The organism is Candidatus Berkiella aquae, from assembly GCF_001431295.2.
GTDB classification, from domain to species: domain Bacteria; phylum Pseudomonadota; class Gammaproteobacteria; order Berkiellales; family Berkiellaceae; genus Berkiella; species Berkiella aquae.
Window position 1 is genome coordinate 92,197 of record NZ_LKAJ02000001.1, and the last position, 17,267, is coordinate 109,463.

Genomic DNA, 17,267 nt, shown 5'->3' on the forward strand with positions numbered 1-17,267 from the left:
ATGTGTCGAAGTGCGACAGATGATAACCGAACTCGCTGAATAGGTGACACCTCCAACAATCTTAACCTGGTTATACTATATTTCTCTGTACCTCTCCCTCTGAATGTTGAACGTTGATGAAAAATTCGGCTTATGGTGTATTAGTGTGGTTTATTGCCACCTTATTCGTTATTTACGCATTTTGCCTAAACACAGCCGCTTCCGTATTCCAAGAATCCATACAAGCTTCTCTACATGCCTCTAATGTCGACGTTTCTATCGCGATGGGAGCATTCATTGTCGGATTTGCCTGTATGCAGATCCCAGCTGGGTATTTATTAGACAGATTTAATGCTAGATATGTTGTTTCTGCAGGCGTGTTATTATTAGCAGCCGGTAATTTTTTAACCTCCATTTCTCCTAATATCGTCATGTTTGGAATATCAAACCTACTGCAAGGCATGGGTGGTTCATTTGCCTTTATTGCTGCAGCAGTTCTGATTTCACAATGGTTTTCGATGAAAAGCTTTCCTATTTTATTTGGCCTAACGCAAACTTTATCCTGTATTTTAGCTGGCGTTATTCATTCTGTGATGGCAAAACAATTGCAATTAACAACTTGGAATACTATCTATCAATTCTTAAGTCTGTGTGGAATGGCCCTATTTATTATCAGCATCATGGTTATTAAAAGCCCATCTGACAGACGTATTGTTTCTCAAAGTTCATTAGGAGCAACATTAGCTGCAGTCTGTAAAAATAAACAAATCATGCTTTGTGCACTGGCTGCAACGACTTCCTTTGGCATTCTTTTATCTTATGCCAGCTTTTGGTATATGAGTATTGAAAAATTTTATGCAGTAAAAGTGACTGATGCATACGTTATCAGTGCGCTTATTTTTGCCGGCATTGGGATTGGCACGCCAGTATTAGGCTTTATATCTAATTGGTTGCAATCAAGGATCCTACTCATTCACATCACCTTGGTAGTTGGCACGATGTTTTTATTAGCAGGGATCTATTTGCCGCACTTCAATAACGATTCTTTGCTACTGATTAAAGTGGTTTCCTTCTTAATTGGCTTTTTGCTCTCAGGATCGATGCTATTTTTTACCATGGTCAGTGAATTAGCCTCTGACAGTTCACGAGGTGTCGCCTTAAGCGTGACAAACACAGGCGTATTTATGCTAAATGCAGTGATGATGTTTGTGCCTTATTTATTAATCACGGCCAGCTCTACCACCTTCTTTACTTATCTGTGGATATTACCTTGTTGTATCTTAGTTTCAATTCTAGTCGTTTATTTTATTAAAGATAGTTATCTTAACACATCTTCTTAAGGAGGTTTTATGACCGACAAAAAACCTAACGATAAATTCATGCGCCGCGCGATTGAGTTAAGTGAAATTGCCTCCATTAAAGAAAAATCTGGCGGCGTGTTTGGTAGTGTCATTGTCAAAAATGATGAAATCATTGCGGAAGGTTACAATCAAGTGATAAAACACAATGATCCAACCTGGCATGGCGAAATGCAGGCTATTCGTGAAGCTTGCAAGAAATTAAAATCTCCTCATCTTGAGGGTTGTACACTTTATACCAGTGCTGAACCTTGTCCTATGTGCTTAGCAACTGCTTATTGGGCGCATTTAGATCACATCTATTATGCTGCTCGTGTTGAAGATGCCATCAAATATGGTGAATTTGATGATGGTAGCATTTATGCTGAATTTGCCAAGAAACCTGAGGAACGAACGATTCAATGCATTGAAATTAAAGAACTACGCCCTGAAGCAGTTAAAATTTGGAAAGCCTATTCTGAAATGCCTGGCAGAATACATTACTGATCAGAAATATGACGGCTTGTTAAATTGGGTTCGGGTGCTAGTCTTTTGAGGCATTCGAACTTCTAAAAGTACACAGGGTGAATCCACACTTGTTTTAAACACTTGCTTCAATTGCATTGAAGAAAATTTTAGCAAGCAAGCTTGACATCATTTTAGTTAAATAATATCTTGAATTAATTAATCACCATTTTTCAGGTAATTTGTATGTACAATTTAAATATTGATAGCATCAATGCTTCTAAGTTGAGCAACATTACCTCATTCTTTACCCGCTTTTGTTTCTTCTTTAGAAATTAAATAAAGCTGGGAATTCCATTTATCTGAACCCCAGCTTAAGCTGGGGTTTCTCTTTATTCATCAAAAATCCCCAGAAGATGCTGAGTTTAAAATTGACTGGAGGTATTTATGAAAAAATCATTTTATTGAAACAAAAAATAAATGTTACCTAATTTTAACGATATCTAAATAAAATAGTTATATGGAGTTTATTATGTTAAACACACTTAGAAAAACACGTATCCATCAAAAACCTAAAGTTAAATCCCATCATCAAGATGCAACGAAGGTATCTAGGGGGTTACTTTTCTGATAATGACATTAATGATTTAAGTGACAAAACTAGTGAATTATCCATTAGTGAATACACGCAGAGTCAAAGATTAAGTACCACTTTAACTACACCTATTTACTCTCCGCACCTTCTTCAATATAACCGGCATCGTCAATCGATTGCTGTGCCAGCAGAGCCAGACAATATAATCAATGAACTTCTGACAGGTTTGAATGATAGTTTATTAAAAGGCTTACGAAAAGATTCTGAAAAACACCATGGTTTGGAATATTGTATGGTGTATGTTGATGGACATTTATCCCTATGGCACTCCATAGGGAAAGATTGGGAATTGATTGAACGTCAAAAGATGCTAACAGATAAATATCATATCTTGAAGCATTTGGCGCATCTGTCTCTAAAGATTACTCAAAACATCAAGTATAATGCACAAGAAGAATTAATAAAAACCTATCAGGTATTGAAGAAAGTAAAAAAACTTGCCTCAACAGCAAGGAGCCTTTATCAAGCCTATATACCTTATATCGATACTTGTCTGACGGCAATTGAAAAAGCTGCAGCAGAACCTGCAAAAGGCGGGGAGATAAGTTCCGATTATCTCGCCCAAACTAAGCCAACGATAGAAATAATGAAGGAAATAGCCACAGATGAAGTACTCTCGAGATTTGAAGCAGTCGTTTCAAAATGGATGTCACATCATCAATTAAATCTAGATAAGACAAGAACCGCAATTGTTTCGACTAAAGGTCCGCGTCGAGAATTAATTGAAACTCAATATCTTACTTCCGTTTACCAAAAGTATCTCAATATTGAAGATGCTAAACAGATATTAAATCATTATGTGTATCCAACAGAAGCATTACCTTCACAATTATCTTCACCGGATCCTGATATCCTAGAAAAGAGCTATATCAAAGAACTTATCCTTGTTTCTATTCATAATAGAAAAATAGGGCAAGAAAATTTAAATGATCCTGATGCAATGCAAAAAGATATTTTGTCTGCTGAGGGTAAAGCATGGATAGCTAGGAAAATGCAAGAACCCTCTAAGGGCATTTGCCCTTGGATGACATCTCGTCATAAATAGGGCTCATTGGGGGCATTTTAATCTCATTTAAAATGCCCAACTTTGATACGCTGCGTAATTACGCGTGTTACCTCACGCAGCGTGTAAAGTTTAAAGAACTAATCTTCGACTTGAATCAAGGTAAGGTTGCAGGGCTGCAATGGTAAGCGGATTATTCGCTCTGTAAGCTGGGGAATTAATGGTGCTTAGCATTTGCGTTGTTAAAGTGGCATGATTTGCTAACGCATGTAAGATCCCTAGTTGTTTGCCATGTTCGACGCAATATTCAAGATATTTTTGAGGAAGATGATCTCGTAATTGATTACCGTCATTAACTGGCAGTCTAAAGAATGCGCCATAATAATCTGGGCTAAGTGCATTTTTTCCTTTTAAAAAATGTTGTAAATAAGCAACAGAAGGTTTGAGAGACATATCGCCACGTGGGGCAATATAGGTTATGGCAGTTGTGCCATCAGTTAAAGAAACTTCTTGTCGACGATATCCTGTTGGGCTAGGTCTGGATGGTCTGAAACCTTCGAATCGATCTAAGGTAGCAAGTTGTTCAGCATTTAGTTGATAAACAAGACCCTCTACAGTATCTGTTACTATGCCTGTGTATCTTAAATTCGCGACACCACAATGTCTATTTATAGAATATTTATCAAACACGAGCTTATACCCGCTTAATTGAGCGGGCATTGGTAGAGAGTTGAATCCAACTCGTTCCCGCATTTGTTCAACATCTAAATTTGAGCCATAGGCGAAATAAGTGATCATAGTATCCCAGTAAAATAAATATTGCTGTGATGCGCAAATATAAAGCTCGAGAGAATGAAAGACAAGGGAAAATGTTCGAAAAAATAGGTGAGTATACAGGTTATGCAAACAGAGCAAGAATAAAATTTACCAAGCGTGCTTTAAGCGATCGTTTTCGTTTATGACGTTTATGCATGAAGCTATGCGCTGCCATGATTAATCCTGCTTTATCGATGGTCATCAATTGCGTTTTTTCATCCATGCTTAAATCACATTCTGCTAAGGCTTTTTCAGGCGCAGCTAAAAAAAGCTGACGAAAAGCTTGGTCAGTATAAAGCCGTGCTAAGGTTAATTCAAACGACTGTGCACTCATGACTTCTTGCCTCTCGTAAAATGCGTTTCGCTCGTTGTATTTCCTGCAGTAGCTGTGGAAAGGGAGGATAATTACCATCGCGCTCGATAATCACCGCTAAAGGTTGCTCTACAGTACGTGCCAGGACATCTAATAATTCAAAAACGGGATCGGGCACATCGTGAATATGATCATCCAACAATCGTTTACCACTGAAACCTGCCGGTTCATCTATCCACTTACCGCCACTTAAATGCACTATTTGCACTAGGTGTAAGGGAAAAGAATGTAAGTATAAGATGGGATCAACACCAAAATTAATCGCATTCGAATACAGATTATTCAAATCTAATAACAGCTTCGTGTTAGAAGCTTGTAAAATCTTGGTTGTCCATTCGCCTTCTGACATGAAAGCTCCAGGGGGCTCGAGTAAGGTAGCGATATTTTCAAGGACAGGTAAACTTCCCACGGTCTTTTTAACACGCGCTAAGTTGGCAAGCGCTCCTTCAATGGTCGCAATCGTGCGTGGTGGCGCCGCCAAATGGCCAATTTCAATATTACCTGCCCGTACAAAGGCCAAATGTTCTGACCAACAAGTGGGTGTTAAATAATCAAAAACCCTCGCGAGTTTGTCCAGATTTTTTTGCGGTACAGGAAGTGAAGAAGCCAGTCCAAGACTGACACTATGGTAAATAACGTCAACTTGGCTCTCTAACAGTTTTAAAGAGCGCAATTTATCGAGAGGTTGCTTAAGATAATCATCGATGATCACTTCGACCACATCGATATGATCAAGATGGCATAAAATAGAAGCAGCAAGTTCGGTTCGCCAGCTTAAACCAACGCGGTCACGTTGCGTTAGCTGCCACATCCGCCGCAGCCTCCACCACAACCACTGCCGCAACTGCTACTGCATGAGAAATCAACATCCAATGAAGAGGATGATGGTTTAGGTAAAAACGAACTAATGAAGGGGAAATTTCTGGCAGAAAGGGCGGCTATACCGAAAACTGCAGCTAATAAAGCGATTTCATTGGTTTTGCCATCGGATTTAATCCAAGAGGAACGGGCTTGTAACCCCATAAATAGGCATTTCAAATCTTCGATGGTTTGATCACCTAAGGCCGTTCTTTCATGACCATACATTTTATACAAAAAATATAAAAATCCACTGGCCAATAAAATCAAAAATTCAACGTTGGTATAACCACGCGACAAAGCAATCCCTAATTTGGCAAGCGCAAGACCGCCAAGCAATAAGCCACTGATGATGATCCATTTCATTCTATAAGAATAATCACTCGAGGCGGGAACCAGTTTCAGATCTTGTAAAGAGAAACGATAATGTAAACAAGCGCCATGAAGATTAAGATCGCCTTCTATGGATTTTAAGGTACCTTGCTTTAAAAATTTTGTTAGGATCGCTTTTTCGATGTCGCGGCGTGCATGAGCAATGGCTTCTTCGTTTTGGGTCTGAAGCTTATCATCCGTTAGCACCAGCAATCCTCTAGAGATTAAAGAAATGGTTGCTATCTTAAGCGCTTCATCTTCACCATCACGCAAAATAGCAATTTCATAAGGATCATCCAAGACGATTTTAGGTGGATTACGTGGTATTTCATGTTTGCGAATGATCTTGTTAACAATAAACAATGTCACAGAGCCTAACACAAAATAAAAAATAAGAAATTCAGGACCTGTGAAATTAAGCGGATTGAACATAGCTATACATCGCTTTTAACAACGCAAGAAGCTCTAATACGGTAGCGGATTCTTCGCCAGAACCTAATGTTTGTTCTTGCCTTGAACGTGATATGTTTTGCAACAGGGTAGTCCAGTTGCCATTTAATTGTTGGGTCAGGGTTTGTAAGGCTTCTTTGGGATGAATTTCATGCTTGCCTTCTAGTTCTAAAATCGCCACGGCGCAAGCACGAATAGGACCGCTAATATCGGCAATAATGTGCACTAGCTGCTCTTCGCGCAAGCTGACTAATGCATAATTTTCGCGTAAACGTAAAGTAAGATTGATGATGACTTGTTTTAAACGTGCAAGTGTCGCTTCTTTTGACACTTTAATGTCGCTAAACGGATCGGGGCCAAAAAGCACGCGATGGCGACTCAGAATATCCGTAAACTTTACCGCGAATGCATCGACTGCAATGGGGATTTCAGATTCCAGAATAAACATCACATTTAAACGAATAGCTGCGTGGTAAAGGCGCAGCTTTTCACGCAAAGGGTTAATGTGTGTTGTGTCGAAGGATTTTAAAACGAGGATCAGATTGACATCAGAAGTAAGGCGTAAACGCCCTTCGGCAGCAGAGCCGTAAAGTACAATGGAGGTCAGGCTGTTTTGGCAAAAATCTTTAGCACTGTTGACAAAATCGATAAGACTTTGTTGTACATTCATGGGTAAATCTTGGATTTGATTCTGCATTCATCACCTTTCTCAAGAATTCCAGTTATTCTGACAAATGCGGTTTCGAAGTGCAATGTTCTTATTTAAAGGTCAGCATGTTGACTTATTGGGGTTGTCAAATAAAGGAGTTAAGCGTAGTGACTTAACCCCTTTATCTTTTTATCCTGTCTTTTTGGCTCGATGTTTTCTTTTTCGAGGTTTTTTATCATCCGTTTTCTTTTCTGAAGTATTGGTAGAGGTACTACGAGTTGTACTTGTTGCAACACTGCTAATCGATTTCTTATCATCCAATTTAAGCTGATTAAATGCGGTTACTAAAGTTTTATTTTGCCGACTTTTAGCATTCATTTTCGATATATGTCGTTGGGAGCTATTTTCATCTGCTAGTCGTAATTTTAACACAACAAGAAATAGACCTTGAACTTGATTTTCCAGATCTTCAATAATGGCTTGTACCATTTGTTTAGTAGATAAACCCGATGCTAAAAATTCAAGGGTACCTTGTTTAGCATCATCTCGAGACTGATTTCTTAAAACCCCTAACATCATTGATTTTGAAGTTCTCATATGTAATTCAGCTTGTAATTTAAGATGCTGGGTTGATATTCTGATGAACCTGATATTGGTATTCATTTCTTTGAGTAATTCACGAGGATAGGGTACATTTACTTGAGTATCATCTTCTTTTGTCTTAAGCAATCTATTACCTAAGGCAAAGGCATAATATTGTTGGGCTTCATATAAAAATTCAATTCGTGCCCTGAGCAGTTCTAATTCCATTCCAGTAGCAGATTGAGTTTTAATGTTCAGAACTTCCTCAAATTTTCTAGCTAATCTAATGCGCGTATTTAAATTTAATTCGTGGGATAAATTATCATGACTTTTAAGCGGATCAAGGGCTAGCTCTGTAAAAAGCTCATTGGCATCGCTGTTTCTGTGATCAATAGCAAAGTTATTATTCGACAACTCATTTAAACACTTGACTGCGCCGAAATGAAAGCACCATTGCGGAAAAGTTAGGCTCTTAGGCTCGTTTGATAGTTTAAGCAAAGTGGTGTCTGAGATTAAATTAAATGTCATTAATAATTTTAAGGTATCAACACTGTCTCTTTGTAGAACCTCAGCTAAAAAATCATCTTGAAGCGGCAAAATACCTGCTTTAACAGCTAGAATATATTCTCTGGGACAACTAGAAGGTCCTGTTGCTGTGATAAAATCAATGATTATTTCCACTAACCGTTGTTTAATGTTTAGTAAAGTAAAGCAATCTTTTTGAGACATAAAAGTGGAATTGTGACATTCAAACACTTTATTTACCATCGTTTCAATTATTTTAGCTTTAGCATCAATTGTTTTAGCAGTATCAAAATGGGTCATGCATCTTAAACAGCTCTTTTGTAATTGTTCTAATGCAGATTCTTTCCGCTTTTGGCGAGTTACCTTTTTTGGTGTTGGTTGTTCTTCAACTGATTCTGATGAGTTTTCTTCTTGAGAAGAAACGTTGGTACTTTGTTGAACAACGGCAGTTGCTGCTAATTCATCACGATTCCAATCCTGCAATGTTTTCAGCATTCTGCTGTAAAAGCGCATCTCACTATTACGTAAGCTATAGCCTAATATTTGCAACAACTTTAACGCTTGAATTTGTGCTTTAAGTAATTCTATATAAGTACTTCTTGTATTAATATCGTCTAAATAAGGACTAAGTTCCTTTAGCTTCAGTTCTGTTATATTGACTTGCTCAAGAATAGATTGAATTTGATTATTTTGCATTTCACGTATAAATAGTATGACAGAAAAGGCATTAATCGAATAAGCACGAATAGCTTCTAAGCTTGCAATATCTAACGAAGTAAAATCTCTCTCTCCTGAAACAAGCATGGGGTCCATCGTGATTCGATCAAGCGCATCACAATATAAGTGGGTTACATATTCTTCACCTGTTTGTGTATCGGCTAATACTAAGGTGTAATGGTAGCAAGATTTGGTTTTTTCATCTTCTTTTTGAGGCATCGTGAAATGTTGATTAACAATCCTCATTTCTTTACCGTTGATGTTTAACCTTGTATGAACTAAAGGTAAATGCAGCAAATAATAAGGTTCATTTGAGTCTTTAAAATTTCGAGCTTCTAGCCTTGCTTCAAATTTTTCAATGAGACTCGTTCGAATAGGTTTATTTTGTTGTAATAAATGATACATAAGTTTAGTTCATCCTCGTTAATTGTATGGTGAGGATAATAGTCGAAAAATAAATTTATAAGAAGTATTTCGACAGATAATAATTTTTTATTACAAATAATTTATTATCTGTCGAACAAATTAAATTGAAACGCAATGATGACATGATGTTCACATGGAAAGAGAAAAAAGTATGAATTTCAACAGCCCCTGAAGATCTGGATGTTAAGCAGACATCAATGTTAGCCAGGCCAGCCATTAAAAATAGTTATCAAACTTGTATCTCGACTCATACTACCTCTTTGCACATACCTCAATGTGTAGCTCATCACGAATTTGATTAAAAAAATCAAAGAATATGCGAATAAAGGGTTTGTTTTTAAATTACGTTGAAACCTAACTTTGTTTCTTGTATAAAGCAAAACATGACAGGATATTCGAATATTTTGAATCAGTGATTATCAACAAGATAGGTAGTTTATGAATACTCAACTTCTTCAAGAAGCATTAGAGCAAAAAACGTTGCAGCGCTTAATGACTTGCTAAAAAACGGTAGTCACTTTCTTATAAAAGAGCTAGAGAATGTGTTGGAGACCACTACTTGCGATTCACCAGAATTACTCTTCTTGCTGATTGAAAAAACGTTGCTCAATGATTTTCCCCATGATCTAAGAGGAATTTTTCTATTAGAACTTGCGGCTGAAAAGGGACACTTGAGTGTTGTGCAAGCGATATTAACGCCTGATTTTATTGAAGATAATATTAAATCGATCATCACGGCGACTTAACTGGCGGCAGGGCACAATCGCAAAGAGGTGCTTAAATATTTGCTCGATATGAAATGCATTAAAAGAAATCCCCATTTTTTGCCGCAACATACCTCTGTGGCGATGTGTTATTTATTTGTGAATCGGCGTCTGATTCTCTCACGTTTGCTTTCGGAGGTTTCTGAAGGGTGCGCAGCTTCATCATCAAAAATAATTTCAATATGGGGATTAGAAGCAATATCTTGAACCAGTTCGCCATGCAAAAATGCAATCTCTTGAGCTTTGTCATGGCAGAATTGTTTGAATGAAGATCGGGTATTATCTTTCTCGGCATATTTAGCGAACAGGTCGTACGCTGCTTCTAGTTTTATAATCAAATTTATTTGCGGATTGTTATAAATTTGTTCTAGTTGGAACTTTATTCTTTCTAGTTCTCTTTTACGATAAAGAATGGTTGTATCGACAGGTTTGCCGCGATATTCATTATATATTTCTTGAAGATGATTCACATGCACATCAATTAATCTTACACAGTTTCTGGCGATATTGAAGGAGTTCAACATAGCATAATCAAAATCTCTCGATGGAATGGTTCCTTTCAAATGCATTGCACAAAACTGACGTAAAATCCAAGGATGAATAATGGTCGGCAGATCAAATCGAATGTTGAACAAAGTCTCGGCTAATAATTGTATTTGTTCAATGATATAATCAGCATCCTCTTGTAAAAGAGGGCCTTCATTTTCTTTTTCTTCTGTGATGGATAGTACCATTCCTTTCATTATGGCTAAAGCCGAATCACATTGTGCGTGCAAAGGTAACGCTGGCGAAATAAATTTAAACTTCTCTATTAACGTTCTAAAATACCATTCACACACTTTGGGTTGTCGATGATTTAATAGGGTAATGATTTCATCAATCATGCTGTTGGTTGAGATTAATTTCATTCGCAGCCCATACTGAATATTCTTGTAAACGAATTCATTATCGATAAACCCGTTTATTCAGTTAAAAGCCAGTAAAATTGAAAACGACCTATCATTGGAAGCGAATACTATCAGAAAGAGTTGGCCAACTGCAATACTTTCTAATATTTGTAGCAACACGGTTGTATACTATTGCGCTGTCATTAATATAGGCCAAAAGTTCGAATATAAAATAGATTTTGGCTTCAGGCGATAAGCTTTTTCTCTTTAGGAGAGAACGTTATCTTTTTATTAAAGATTTTATAAATTGCTGGGAGTACCAGTAGTGTTAATATCGTAGAAGAAACAATCCCACCAATAACAACCGTTGCAAGAGGTTTTTGAATTTCTGAACCTGCCCCCACATTGATAGCCATAGGCAAAAAGCCTAGGCTGGCGACTAAAGCTGTCATCAGAATGGCTCTTGTTCGGGTAAGGGCCCCCTCAATAATCGCTTCATCCAGCGTATATCCTTGTGCTTGTAATTTTTTAATAAAGGCGACCATAACAAGCCCATTTAATACCGCTATACCAGAAAGCGCAATAAATCCTACGCCAGCTGAAATGGAGAATGGCATATTTCTGAGCCAAAGCCCAGCAACACCACCGGTGAGTGCCAGAGGAACACCCGTAAAAATAATGAGTGAAATTAATACTGAATCGAAAGCGACAAATAAAAGAATGAATACTAATAAGAGAGCGATAGGTACGACAATCATTAGGCGATTTTGCGCTGAAATTAGCTGTTCAAAGGTGCCACCATACTCAATCCAGTAACCGGTAGGTAATTTAATGTTAGATTTTGCTAGAGATTGCACTTCCTTTACAAAGCTGCCTAAATCTCTATCGCGAACATTGGCAGAAACGATAATTTTGCGTTTACCATTTTCTCGACTAATTTGATTGGGTCCATAGCTAATCGTAATATCGGCTACTTCTTTAAGCGGGATGCGATCGGGTTGATTGGTATCGGTTTTATAAGGCAATGGAATGGTCAAAAGCTCTAGCGCATTTAAATCCGATCGTAAGTAATCAGGTAATTTTACAATCAAATCAAATCGTTTATCGCCTTCAAATATTTTGCCAGCAACTTTACCGTTCATTGCCGTGCTGACGACATCTTGCACGGTCGCTAAATCTAAACCAAATTGCTTAAGTGCCATTTGATTAGGGGTGATATTCAGAAGCGGTAAACCCGTTGTTTGTTCGATCTTAATATCCTTCGCTCCTTGCGTTACTTTGAGTAAGGATTCAACTTCATTTGCAAGTTGTGAAAGAATTTCGGGATCATCTCCAAAAATCTTCACTGCTAAATCGCTTCTTACGCCAGAGATAAGCTCATTAAAGCGCATCTGAATAGGTTGTGAAAACTCATAATTATTGCCAGGCACTTCTTTAAGAGCCGCTTCTATTTCTTTAACTAAGTCGGCTTGCGTTTTTTTAGGATTTAGCCATTGTGCACGTGGTTTTAGCATGACATAGGTATCGGCAACGTTGGGTGGCATTGGGTCGGTTGCAATGTCTGGGGTGCCAATTTTTGCAAAGGTTTCCTTCACTTCAGGTATTTTCTGTATAGCGGTTTCTACCTGTGCTTGCATTTGTATCGACTGAGACAAACTGGTGCCTGGGATCCGCATAGCATGTAAAGCAATATCGCCTTCCTCCAAGTTAGGCATAAACTCTCTGCCTAAGCTCAAAAAGGTAAAAATGCTGATGATGACAATCAATAATGAAGAGGCAATAATGGCTAATGGGTATTTCAAAGTCCATTTTAAAATAGGTGAATATAAAGTTTTAAACTTTCTAATGATAATATTTTCTTCTTCGCTGACTCGCCCGTTCATGAATAATGCAACACTTGCAGGAACAAAAGTCAGACATAAGATAAGAGAAGAAATAAGGGCAATAACAACCGTGAATGCCATTGGGTGGAACATTTTCCCCTCAATGCCGGTTAGTGAAAAAATAGGTAAATAAACGACAGTGATAATAATAATACCAAAGATACTGGGTTTGATAACCTCTGCACTGGCGGAAGAAACTAAATGAAACCGCTCTTCTTTGCTAAGTGGTATAGCTCGTTCTTTTTGTGCAGCACTGATGCGCCGTAGACAGTTTTCAACGATAATAACGGCGCCATCGACAATTAATCCAAAATCTAATGCGCCAAGACTCATCAGATTGCCAGAAACTTTGTTGGCTACCATGCCAGTAATCGTCATCAGCATTGAAATGGGAATAACGGCGGCAGTGATTAATGCAGCTCTTATGTTTCCAAGCAGCAAAGATAAAATAACAATAACCAGCATTGCTCCTTCAACTAGATTTTTAGTCACGGTTGCAATCGTTTTGTCTACCAAGAATTTACGGTTATACACTTCCTTGGCAACGACGCCCTTCGGTAAATTTTGATTAATTTGCTTAAGCTTATTCGCTACGCTAGTTGCAACTTCTTTGCTATTTTCACCGATTAACATCATGACTGTTCCAAGAACAATCTCATTTGCATTTTGGGTCGCAGCTCCTGTTCTCAGGGGATACCCAAGTTCAACCGTGGAAATGTCACTAATTTTAATGGTAATTTCATCACGATTAGCGATCGGAATATTTTTGATATCTTCGATATTTTTTACCTGCCCTGGAACTCGAATAAGGTATTGTTCACCATTTTTTTCAATGTACCCCGCACCAATGTTGTTGTTATTTTTTTCTAGTGCGGCGATAACCTCAGATATAGTCAAATCATAAGCAAGCAATTTATTCAGATCAGGAAGGATGTGTAACTGTTTTTCATAGCCACCAATGGTATTTACCTCAATCACGCCCTTAATATTACGCAGCTGGGGACGAATGACCCAATCTTGTAAGGTTCGTAAATCCATCGGTGTGTAAGAAGTACCATCCGATTTTTTGGCGCCAGGCTGTGCTTCAACGACGTACATAAAGATTTCACCAAGCCCCGTTGCTATAGGTCCAAGCGTAGGCTCAATGTTGGGGGGTAATTCAGTTTTGAGTTGCTGTAATCTTTCAGTGATCAGTTGCCTTGCAAAGTAAATATCGGTCTTTTCTTGAAAAACCACGGTAACTTGAGAAAGGCCATAGCGCGAGATTGAGCGCGTATAATCAAGCTTAGGCAAGCCTGCTAATCCAGTTTCTATAGGGTATGTAATTCGTTGCTCAATTTCTAGTGGTGAGTACCCTGGTGCTTCGGTGTTCACCTGTACTTGGATATTGGTAATATCAGGAACAGCATCGATTGAAAATTGCTTGAAATGATATATACCTAATCCGCATAACGCTAAAATACCCAATAAGACTAACCAACGGTGCACAATAGAGAAATGGACAATCGATTTTAGCATTTAAGCAGCTCATTAATGGTCATGATCTACCCCACTCTTTTCAAGCTCTGACTTGATGACAAAGCTATTTTGAGTGACATAAGGTGTTCCCGGTTTAATGCCATTGAGAACTTCTACCCATTCTCCATCACTTCTGCCAAGTGTTAAAATTTTTGCTTCATAATAGGAGCCTTCCTTCGCGAAGACAACGGTATTATCACGAATCTTTTGTAAAGCAGATGTTTTAACGGCGAGTGGAACTTCAACTTTTGAAATAAGCACACTCCCTTTTATAATCATTCCTGCTTTCCAAGCATTTTGATTATTGGCAAGTTCTGCAATTGCTAAAACTGATTGGGTTGCGGGATCAACAGTGGGAGATAAGAAATTGATCGTTGCATTAGCACTTTGCCTTTCATCTAACGTTTGAACGATCACAGGGTCGCCGATTTTGATTTGAGAGATGTCCTTTGTGAAGACATGAAATTTCGCCCAAATCGTCGATAAATCAGAGATGGTAAATAAAGGTTTATCTAATGCTACATCACCGATATTGGTGTTGCGGGTGATGATAATTCCATCTTGTGGTGCATTAATGTTATACGATTCTAAAGTACCGTTGCTTTCAATTTTAATAAGCGATTGATCTTTCTTGACCGATTCTCCGACGTTGGTAAAAATTTCATTTACAACACCGGGAAACCTGGCTCTTACATCAACCGTTTTATTGGCATTGAGTACAATTTGACCTGTCAGATTAACCTTGTCGCTGATTGGCGCAGGTCCTGCGATTTCCGTTTTAATACCTGCCGCTTCTGCGGCGGCAGGTGAAATGGTTATGCGCTCTTCATGGGGTTGATCGAGCTTTGAGCCGGATTCACTGTGCTCCGCTGCGAATGAAGTGTTAATAAAGCTGAATGGATAATCAGGCGCAGGGAAAAAATGATGAGTCATAAAATGACATGTAGCCCAGACGCCAAGGCACTTTATTGTTCGCATGAATAACTTCCTTGTTTTCATACCTATATTATAGTGCGTAGTTAGCTTGCAAGTCAGGGGATTTGTGAGAGGGGAGCCCTCTCACGAACAAAGCGAATAAGTAAGAAAGGTTATTTAGGGATGATACGTTGTTTCTCGCTACTATTATCAATAGCTAAAGTAGCCATTGCAGAATTGACATCGTCCATTTGATTAGCAGCGACTCCCTGTTGATATTGATTCAAAATAGCAGGATTATTTGGCTGTTTGCCAGTATTATCCTCTACTGAATCGCTAGAACTAGATCCCCAATCAAGATCAGAACTTGATGAGGAAGATTTTTGCATCTGACGTGGCGTCTCGTTTAATACGGGTAATTGTTCAAGAACAGATTGATATTGTTGACATTTTTCTAGCGCATTTTCAGCGAGATGAATACTTTCATAGCATTCGCAAAGGAATTTTTCTTCGCTTGATTTTTTTTCAAACAAATCACTATAAAGATCGGGAATATTTCCTAATAACGCCAGAAGACTCATATTAAGCGTAAGAGAGTCATTTGCACAAGCGCTAAGGGGAGTATCCATTTTGTGGGCTTCAAAACTAAACTTGCATGCTTTGATTTTTTCTTTAGCGTCGGCAAGCTTCAAGCAGATTGTCGCTTTATCGCGAGCAAATTGTAATAGAGATTGATTCGTTAAAACATCGCTTAATAATGCCGTTAAGCCTTCTGTATGCTGTTCAAACCTTTTTAAAATATCATTGATATTAAAGGTATTAATTTTTAATGTCGCATTAACATGCGCAGAATATTGCTCTAGCTTAAGAGACAGTAATTGGACTTCAAGAGACTTTTCATACGTCGTAGAAATTTGGCTAGGGTGAAACATATTAAAGCTTTTAAGAGCAATCGAAATTTTAGCTTTATGCTCTTCTTCAGCCCTTTGGCACTGATCCAATAACGCGGTTAGTTTTTCATGAAGTTTAGTGATGAGTGTTTGTTCTGCGCCAAGTAACATTTTGATATATCCCTCTATAGTTTGAAAAGGTGTTCGATTCGAATTTTTGATCCGCAGAAATGAAGAGAAGCATATCATAGATAATGAATGCGTAAAGATATTTTTTAGGGGATTTCCTTACACGATAACGAGACACAAAACTTGATTTTTCTTACAGGAAAAATACTAGAAAGCCTACTGACCATCTTAGCTAATGCAGTCAAACATTAGCTAGATGATACATAAAAGCAAGCCTACTTCGTTTTTGTTTTGACCTCAGTTTGTGAGAGCAGTTTTTTGTCTTGCTCTTTGGGTAGGGTATTTTCATAAGTGACATTGACACGAGTGGTACCCACATTGACAAAATTTTGATGCAGCCATTTTGCATCTTCTGCTTTCATTCTAACGCAGCCGTGACTGGCATTATAATTGGGGACGGCGTTAGAGCCATGCATGGCAAAGCCTTGATGAAAAAACATGCAATAGGGCATGGGGGCCCCACCTTTACCAACCGGGAAAATCTTTGATTTGCAACCAGCTCCTCGCTTCTCATAAACCTTAAAAGTACCGGTGGCCGTTTTACATTTTTTATTAATATCAGAGCAGTAACTTCTACCCCCAGAAACGCGCCCTGAATTCACGAGTTCCCCTTGAGAATCATAGGCGGCCCAGGTGCCATGGCTTAAATTAACATTAATAATATTGCTGTCTTTTATTTTTGCTGGAGGTTCTTTGAACACAAATTTAGGTTCGGGGACGACCTTCTTTCTGACATGACTATGCCAGTTGTGGCTATAAGGTGAGTAATAAACTTTATGGCACACATTGGTGTAGGGATCACAAATCCAACGATATTGCCGGTTTTCGTGCCGGTTTTCATATCGATTCTCATAACGATTTTCATAATAACTGTCTTCATCGTCATAATAAGCATGAGATGGCAAAGACAATAAAATGGCTGTTGTTCCTATCAGGCAAGTTAGATATTTATTCAAAGTAAACTCCATACTCCGATGTAAACTTCCTGAATGACAACATCAAGTGTTCAAAAGT

15 protein-coding genes are annotated in these 17,267 nt (G+C 38.2%); 4 read left to right on the forward strand and 11 right to left on the reverse strand.

Annotated elements, in window-relative coordinates; genetic code table 11:
• Positions 1-116 precede the first annotated feature (116 nt).
• The 3 genes from HT99x_RS00425 to HT99x_RS00435 all read left to right on the forward strand — a co-directional run bounded on the left by HT99x_RS00425 (position 117) and on the right by HT99x_RS00435 (position 3,481).
• A complete protein-coding gene (locus HT99x_RS00425) occupies positions 117-1,319 on the forward strand; it encodes an MFS transporter (RefSeq protein WP_075067559.1) in 1,203 nt (400 codons plus the stop codon).
• A 9-nt stretch (positions 1,320-1,328) separates the two neighbouring features.
• Positions 1,329-1,823 (forward strand): deaminase, encoded by a 495-nt coding sequence (locus HT99x_RS00430; RefSeq protein ID WP_075067560.1) that lies wholly within the window; start codon positions 1,329-1,331, stop codon positions 1,821-1,823.
• A 554-nt stretch (positions 1,824-2,377) separates the two neighbouring features.
• Positions 2,378-3,481, forward strand: a complete 1,104-nt coding sequence (locus tag HT99x_RS00435; RefSeq protein ID WP_075067561.1) for a hypothetical protein — start codon at positions 2,378-2,380, stop codon at positions 3,479-3,481.
• A gap of 90 nt (positions 3,482-3,571) precedes the next feature.
• Here HT99x_RS00435 and HT99x_RS00440 read toward each other — a convergent pair whose 3' ends face one another.
• The 6 genes from HT99x_RS00440 to HT99x_RS00465 form a co-directional block, all read right to left on the reverse strand.
• Complete coding sequence (locus tag HT99x_RS00440; protein WP_075067562.1) at positions 3,572-4,237, reverse strand: gamma-glutamylcyclotransferase; 666 nt, start codon at positions 4,235-4,237, stop codon at positions 3,572-3,574.
• A gap of 100 nt (positions 4,238-4,337) precedes the next feature.
• Positions 4,338-4,589, reverse strand: a complete 252-nt coding sequence (locus tag HT99x_RS00445) for a hypothetical protein (RefSeq protein ID WP_075067563.1) — start codon at positions 4,587-4,589, stop codon at positions 4,338-4,340.
• Positions 4,570-5,439 (reverse strand): MbnB/TglH/ChrH family RiPP precursor modification enzyme, encoded by an 870-nt coding sequence (locus HT99x_RS00450; protein ID WP_075067564.1) that lies wholly within the window; start codon positions 5,437-5,439, stop codon positions 4,570-4,572. Before HT99x_RS00450 ends, HT99x_RS00445 begins: the two co-directional genes overlap by 20 nt.
• The gene (locus HT99x_RS00455) at positions 5,427-6,290 is read right to left on the reverse strand and encodes a TIGR04222 domain-containing membrane protein (RefSeq protein WP_075067565.1); all 864 of its coding nucleotides are present in this window, start codon (positions 6,288-6,290) and stop codon (positions 5,427-5,429) included. The genes HT99x_RS00450 and HT99x_RS00455 overlap by 13 nt, the downstream gene beginning before the upstream one ends.
• On the reverse strand, positions 6,274-7,005 hold the full coding sequence (locus HT99x_RS00460; RefSeq protein WP_075067566.1) for a nucleotidyltransferase domain-containing protein: 732 nt from the start codon (positions 7,003-7,005) through the stop codon (positions 6,274-6,276). The genes HT99x_RS00455 and HT99x_RS00460 overlap by 17 nt, the downstream gene beginning before the upstream one ends.
• Before the next feature lie 141 nt (positions 7,006-7,146).
• Positions 7,147-9,186, reverse strand: coding sequence for a hypothetical protein (locus tag HT99x_RS00465; RefSeq protein ID WP_075067567.1), 2,040 nt, complete (start codon positions 9,184-9,186; stop codon positions 7,147-7,149).
• A 563-nt stretch (positions 9,187-9,749) separates the two neighbouring features.
• On the opposite strand from HT99x_RS00465, the gene HT99x_RS00470 reads away from it, so the two are divergent.
• Positions 9,750-9,953, forward strand: coding sequence for a hypothetical protein (locus tag HT99x_RS00470; protein WP_075067568.1), 204 nt, complete (start codon positions 9,750-9,752; stop codon positions 9,951-9,953).
• A 107-nt stretch (positions 9,954-10,060) separates the two neighbouring features.
• On the opposite strand, the gene HT99x_RS00475 is transcribed toward HT99x_RS00470, so the two are convergent.
• The 5 genes from HT99x_RS00475 to HT99x_RS00495 form a co-directional block, all read right to left on the reverse strand.
• Positions 10,061-10,879, reverse strand: a complete 819-nt coding sequence (locus tag HT99x_RS00475; RefSeq protein ID WP_075067569.1) for a hypothetical protein — start codon at positions 10,877-10,879, stop codon at positions 10,061-10,063.
• Between the two features lie 224 nt (positions 10,880-11,103).
• A complete protein-coding gene (locus HT99x_RS00480) occupies positions 11,104-14,259 on the reverse strand; it encodes a CusA/CzcA family heavy metal efflux RND transporter (protein ID WP_075067570.1) in 3,156 nt (1,051 codons plus the stop codon).
• 12 nt (positions 14,260-14,271) lie between these two features.
• Positions 14,272-15,237, reverse strand: a complete 966-nt coding sequence (locus HT99x_RS00485; protein ID WP_075067571.1) for an efflux RND transporter periplasmic adaptor subunit — start codon at positions 15,235-15,237, stop codon at positions 14,272-14,274.
• A 110-nt stretch (positions 15,238-15,347) separates the two neighbouring features.
• Positions 15,348-16,235, reverse strand: a complete 888-nt coding sequence (locus tag HT99x_RS00490) for a hypothetical protein (protein ID WP_075067572.1) — start codon at positions 16,233-16,235, stop codon at positions 15,348-15,350.
• 233 nt (positions 16,236-16,468) lie between these two features.
• A complete protein-coding gene (locus HT99x_RS00495) occupies positions 16,469-17,209 on the reverse strand; it encodes a L,D-transpeptidase family protein (RefSeq protein WP_158003426.1) in 741 nt (246 codons plus the stop codon).
• Positions 17,210-17,267: the final 58 nt, after the last annotated feature.

What these genes read in the sequence shown, in the direction of transcription:
- HT99x_RS00425 (WP_075067559.1), top strand. Translation starts at nt 117, where the DNA reads ATGAAAAATTCGGCTTATGGTGTATTAGTGTGGTTTATTGCCACCTTA.
- HT99x_RS00430 (WP_075067560.1), top strand. Translation starts at nt 1,329, where the DNA reads ATGACCGACAAAAAACCTAACGATAAATTCATGCGCCGCGCGATTGAG.
- HT99x_RS00435 (WP_075067561.1), top strand. Translation starts at nt 2,378, where the DNA reads ATGCAACGAAGGTATCTAGGGGGTTACTTTTCTGATAATGACATTAAT.
- HT99x_RS00440 (WP_075067562.1), bottom strand. Translation starts at nt 4,237, where the DNA reads ATGATCACTTATTTCGCCTATGGCTCAAATTTAGATGTTGAACAAATG.
- HT99x_RS00445 (WP_075067563.1), bottom strand. Translation starts at nt 4,589, where the DNA reads ATGAGTGCACAGTCGTTTGAATTAACCTTAGCACGGCTTTATACTGAC.
- HT99x_RS00450 (WP_075067564.1), bottom strand. Translation starts at nt 5,439, where the DNA reads ATGTGGCAGCTAACGCAACGTGACCGCGTTGGTTTAAGCTGGCGAACC.
- HT99x_RS00455 (WP_075067565.1), bottom strand. Translation starts at nt 6,290, where the DNA reads ATGTTCAATCCGCTTAATTTCACAGGTCCTGAATTTCTTATTTTTTAT.
- HT99x_RS00460 (WP_075067566.1), bottom strand. Translation starts at nt 7,005, where the DNA reads ATGCAGAATCAAATCCAAGATTTACCCATGAATGTACAACAAAGTCTT.
- HT99x_RS00465 (WP_075067567.1), bottom strand. Translation starts at nt 9,186, where the DNA reads ATGTATCATTTATTACAACAAAATAAACCTATTCGAACGAGTCTCATT.
- HT99x_RS00475 (WP_075067569.1), bottom strand. Translation starts at nt 10,879, where the DNA reads ATGAAATTAATCTCAACCAACAGCATGATTGATGAAATCATTACCCTA.
- HT99x_RS00480 (WP_075067570.1), bottom strand. Translation starts at nt 14,259, where the DNA reads ATGCTAAAATCGATTGTCCATTTCTCTATTGTGCACCGTTGGTTAGTC.
- HT99x_RS00485 (WP_075067571.1), bottom strand. Translation starts at nt 15,237, where the DNA reads ATGCGAACAATAAAGTGCCTTGGCGTCTGGGCTACATGTCATTTTATG.
- HT99x_RS00490 (WP_075067572.1), bottom strand. Translation starts at nt 16,235, where the DNA reads ATGTTACTTGGCGCAGAACAAACACTCATCACTAAACTTCATGAAAAA.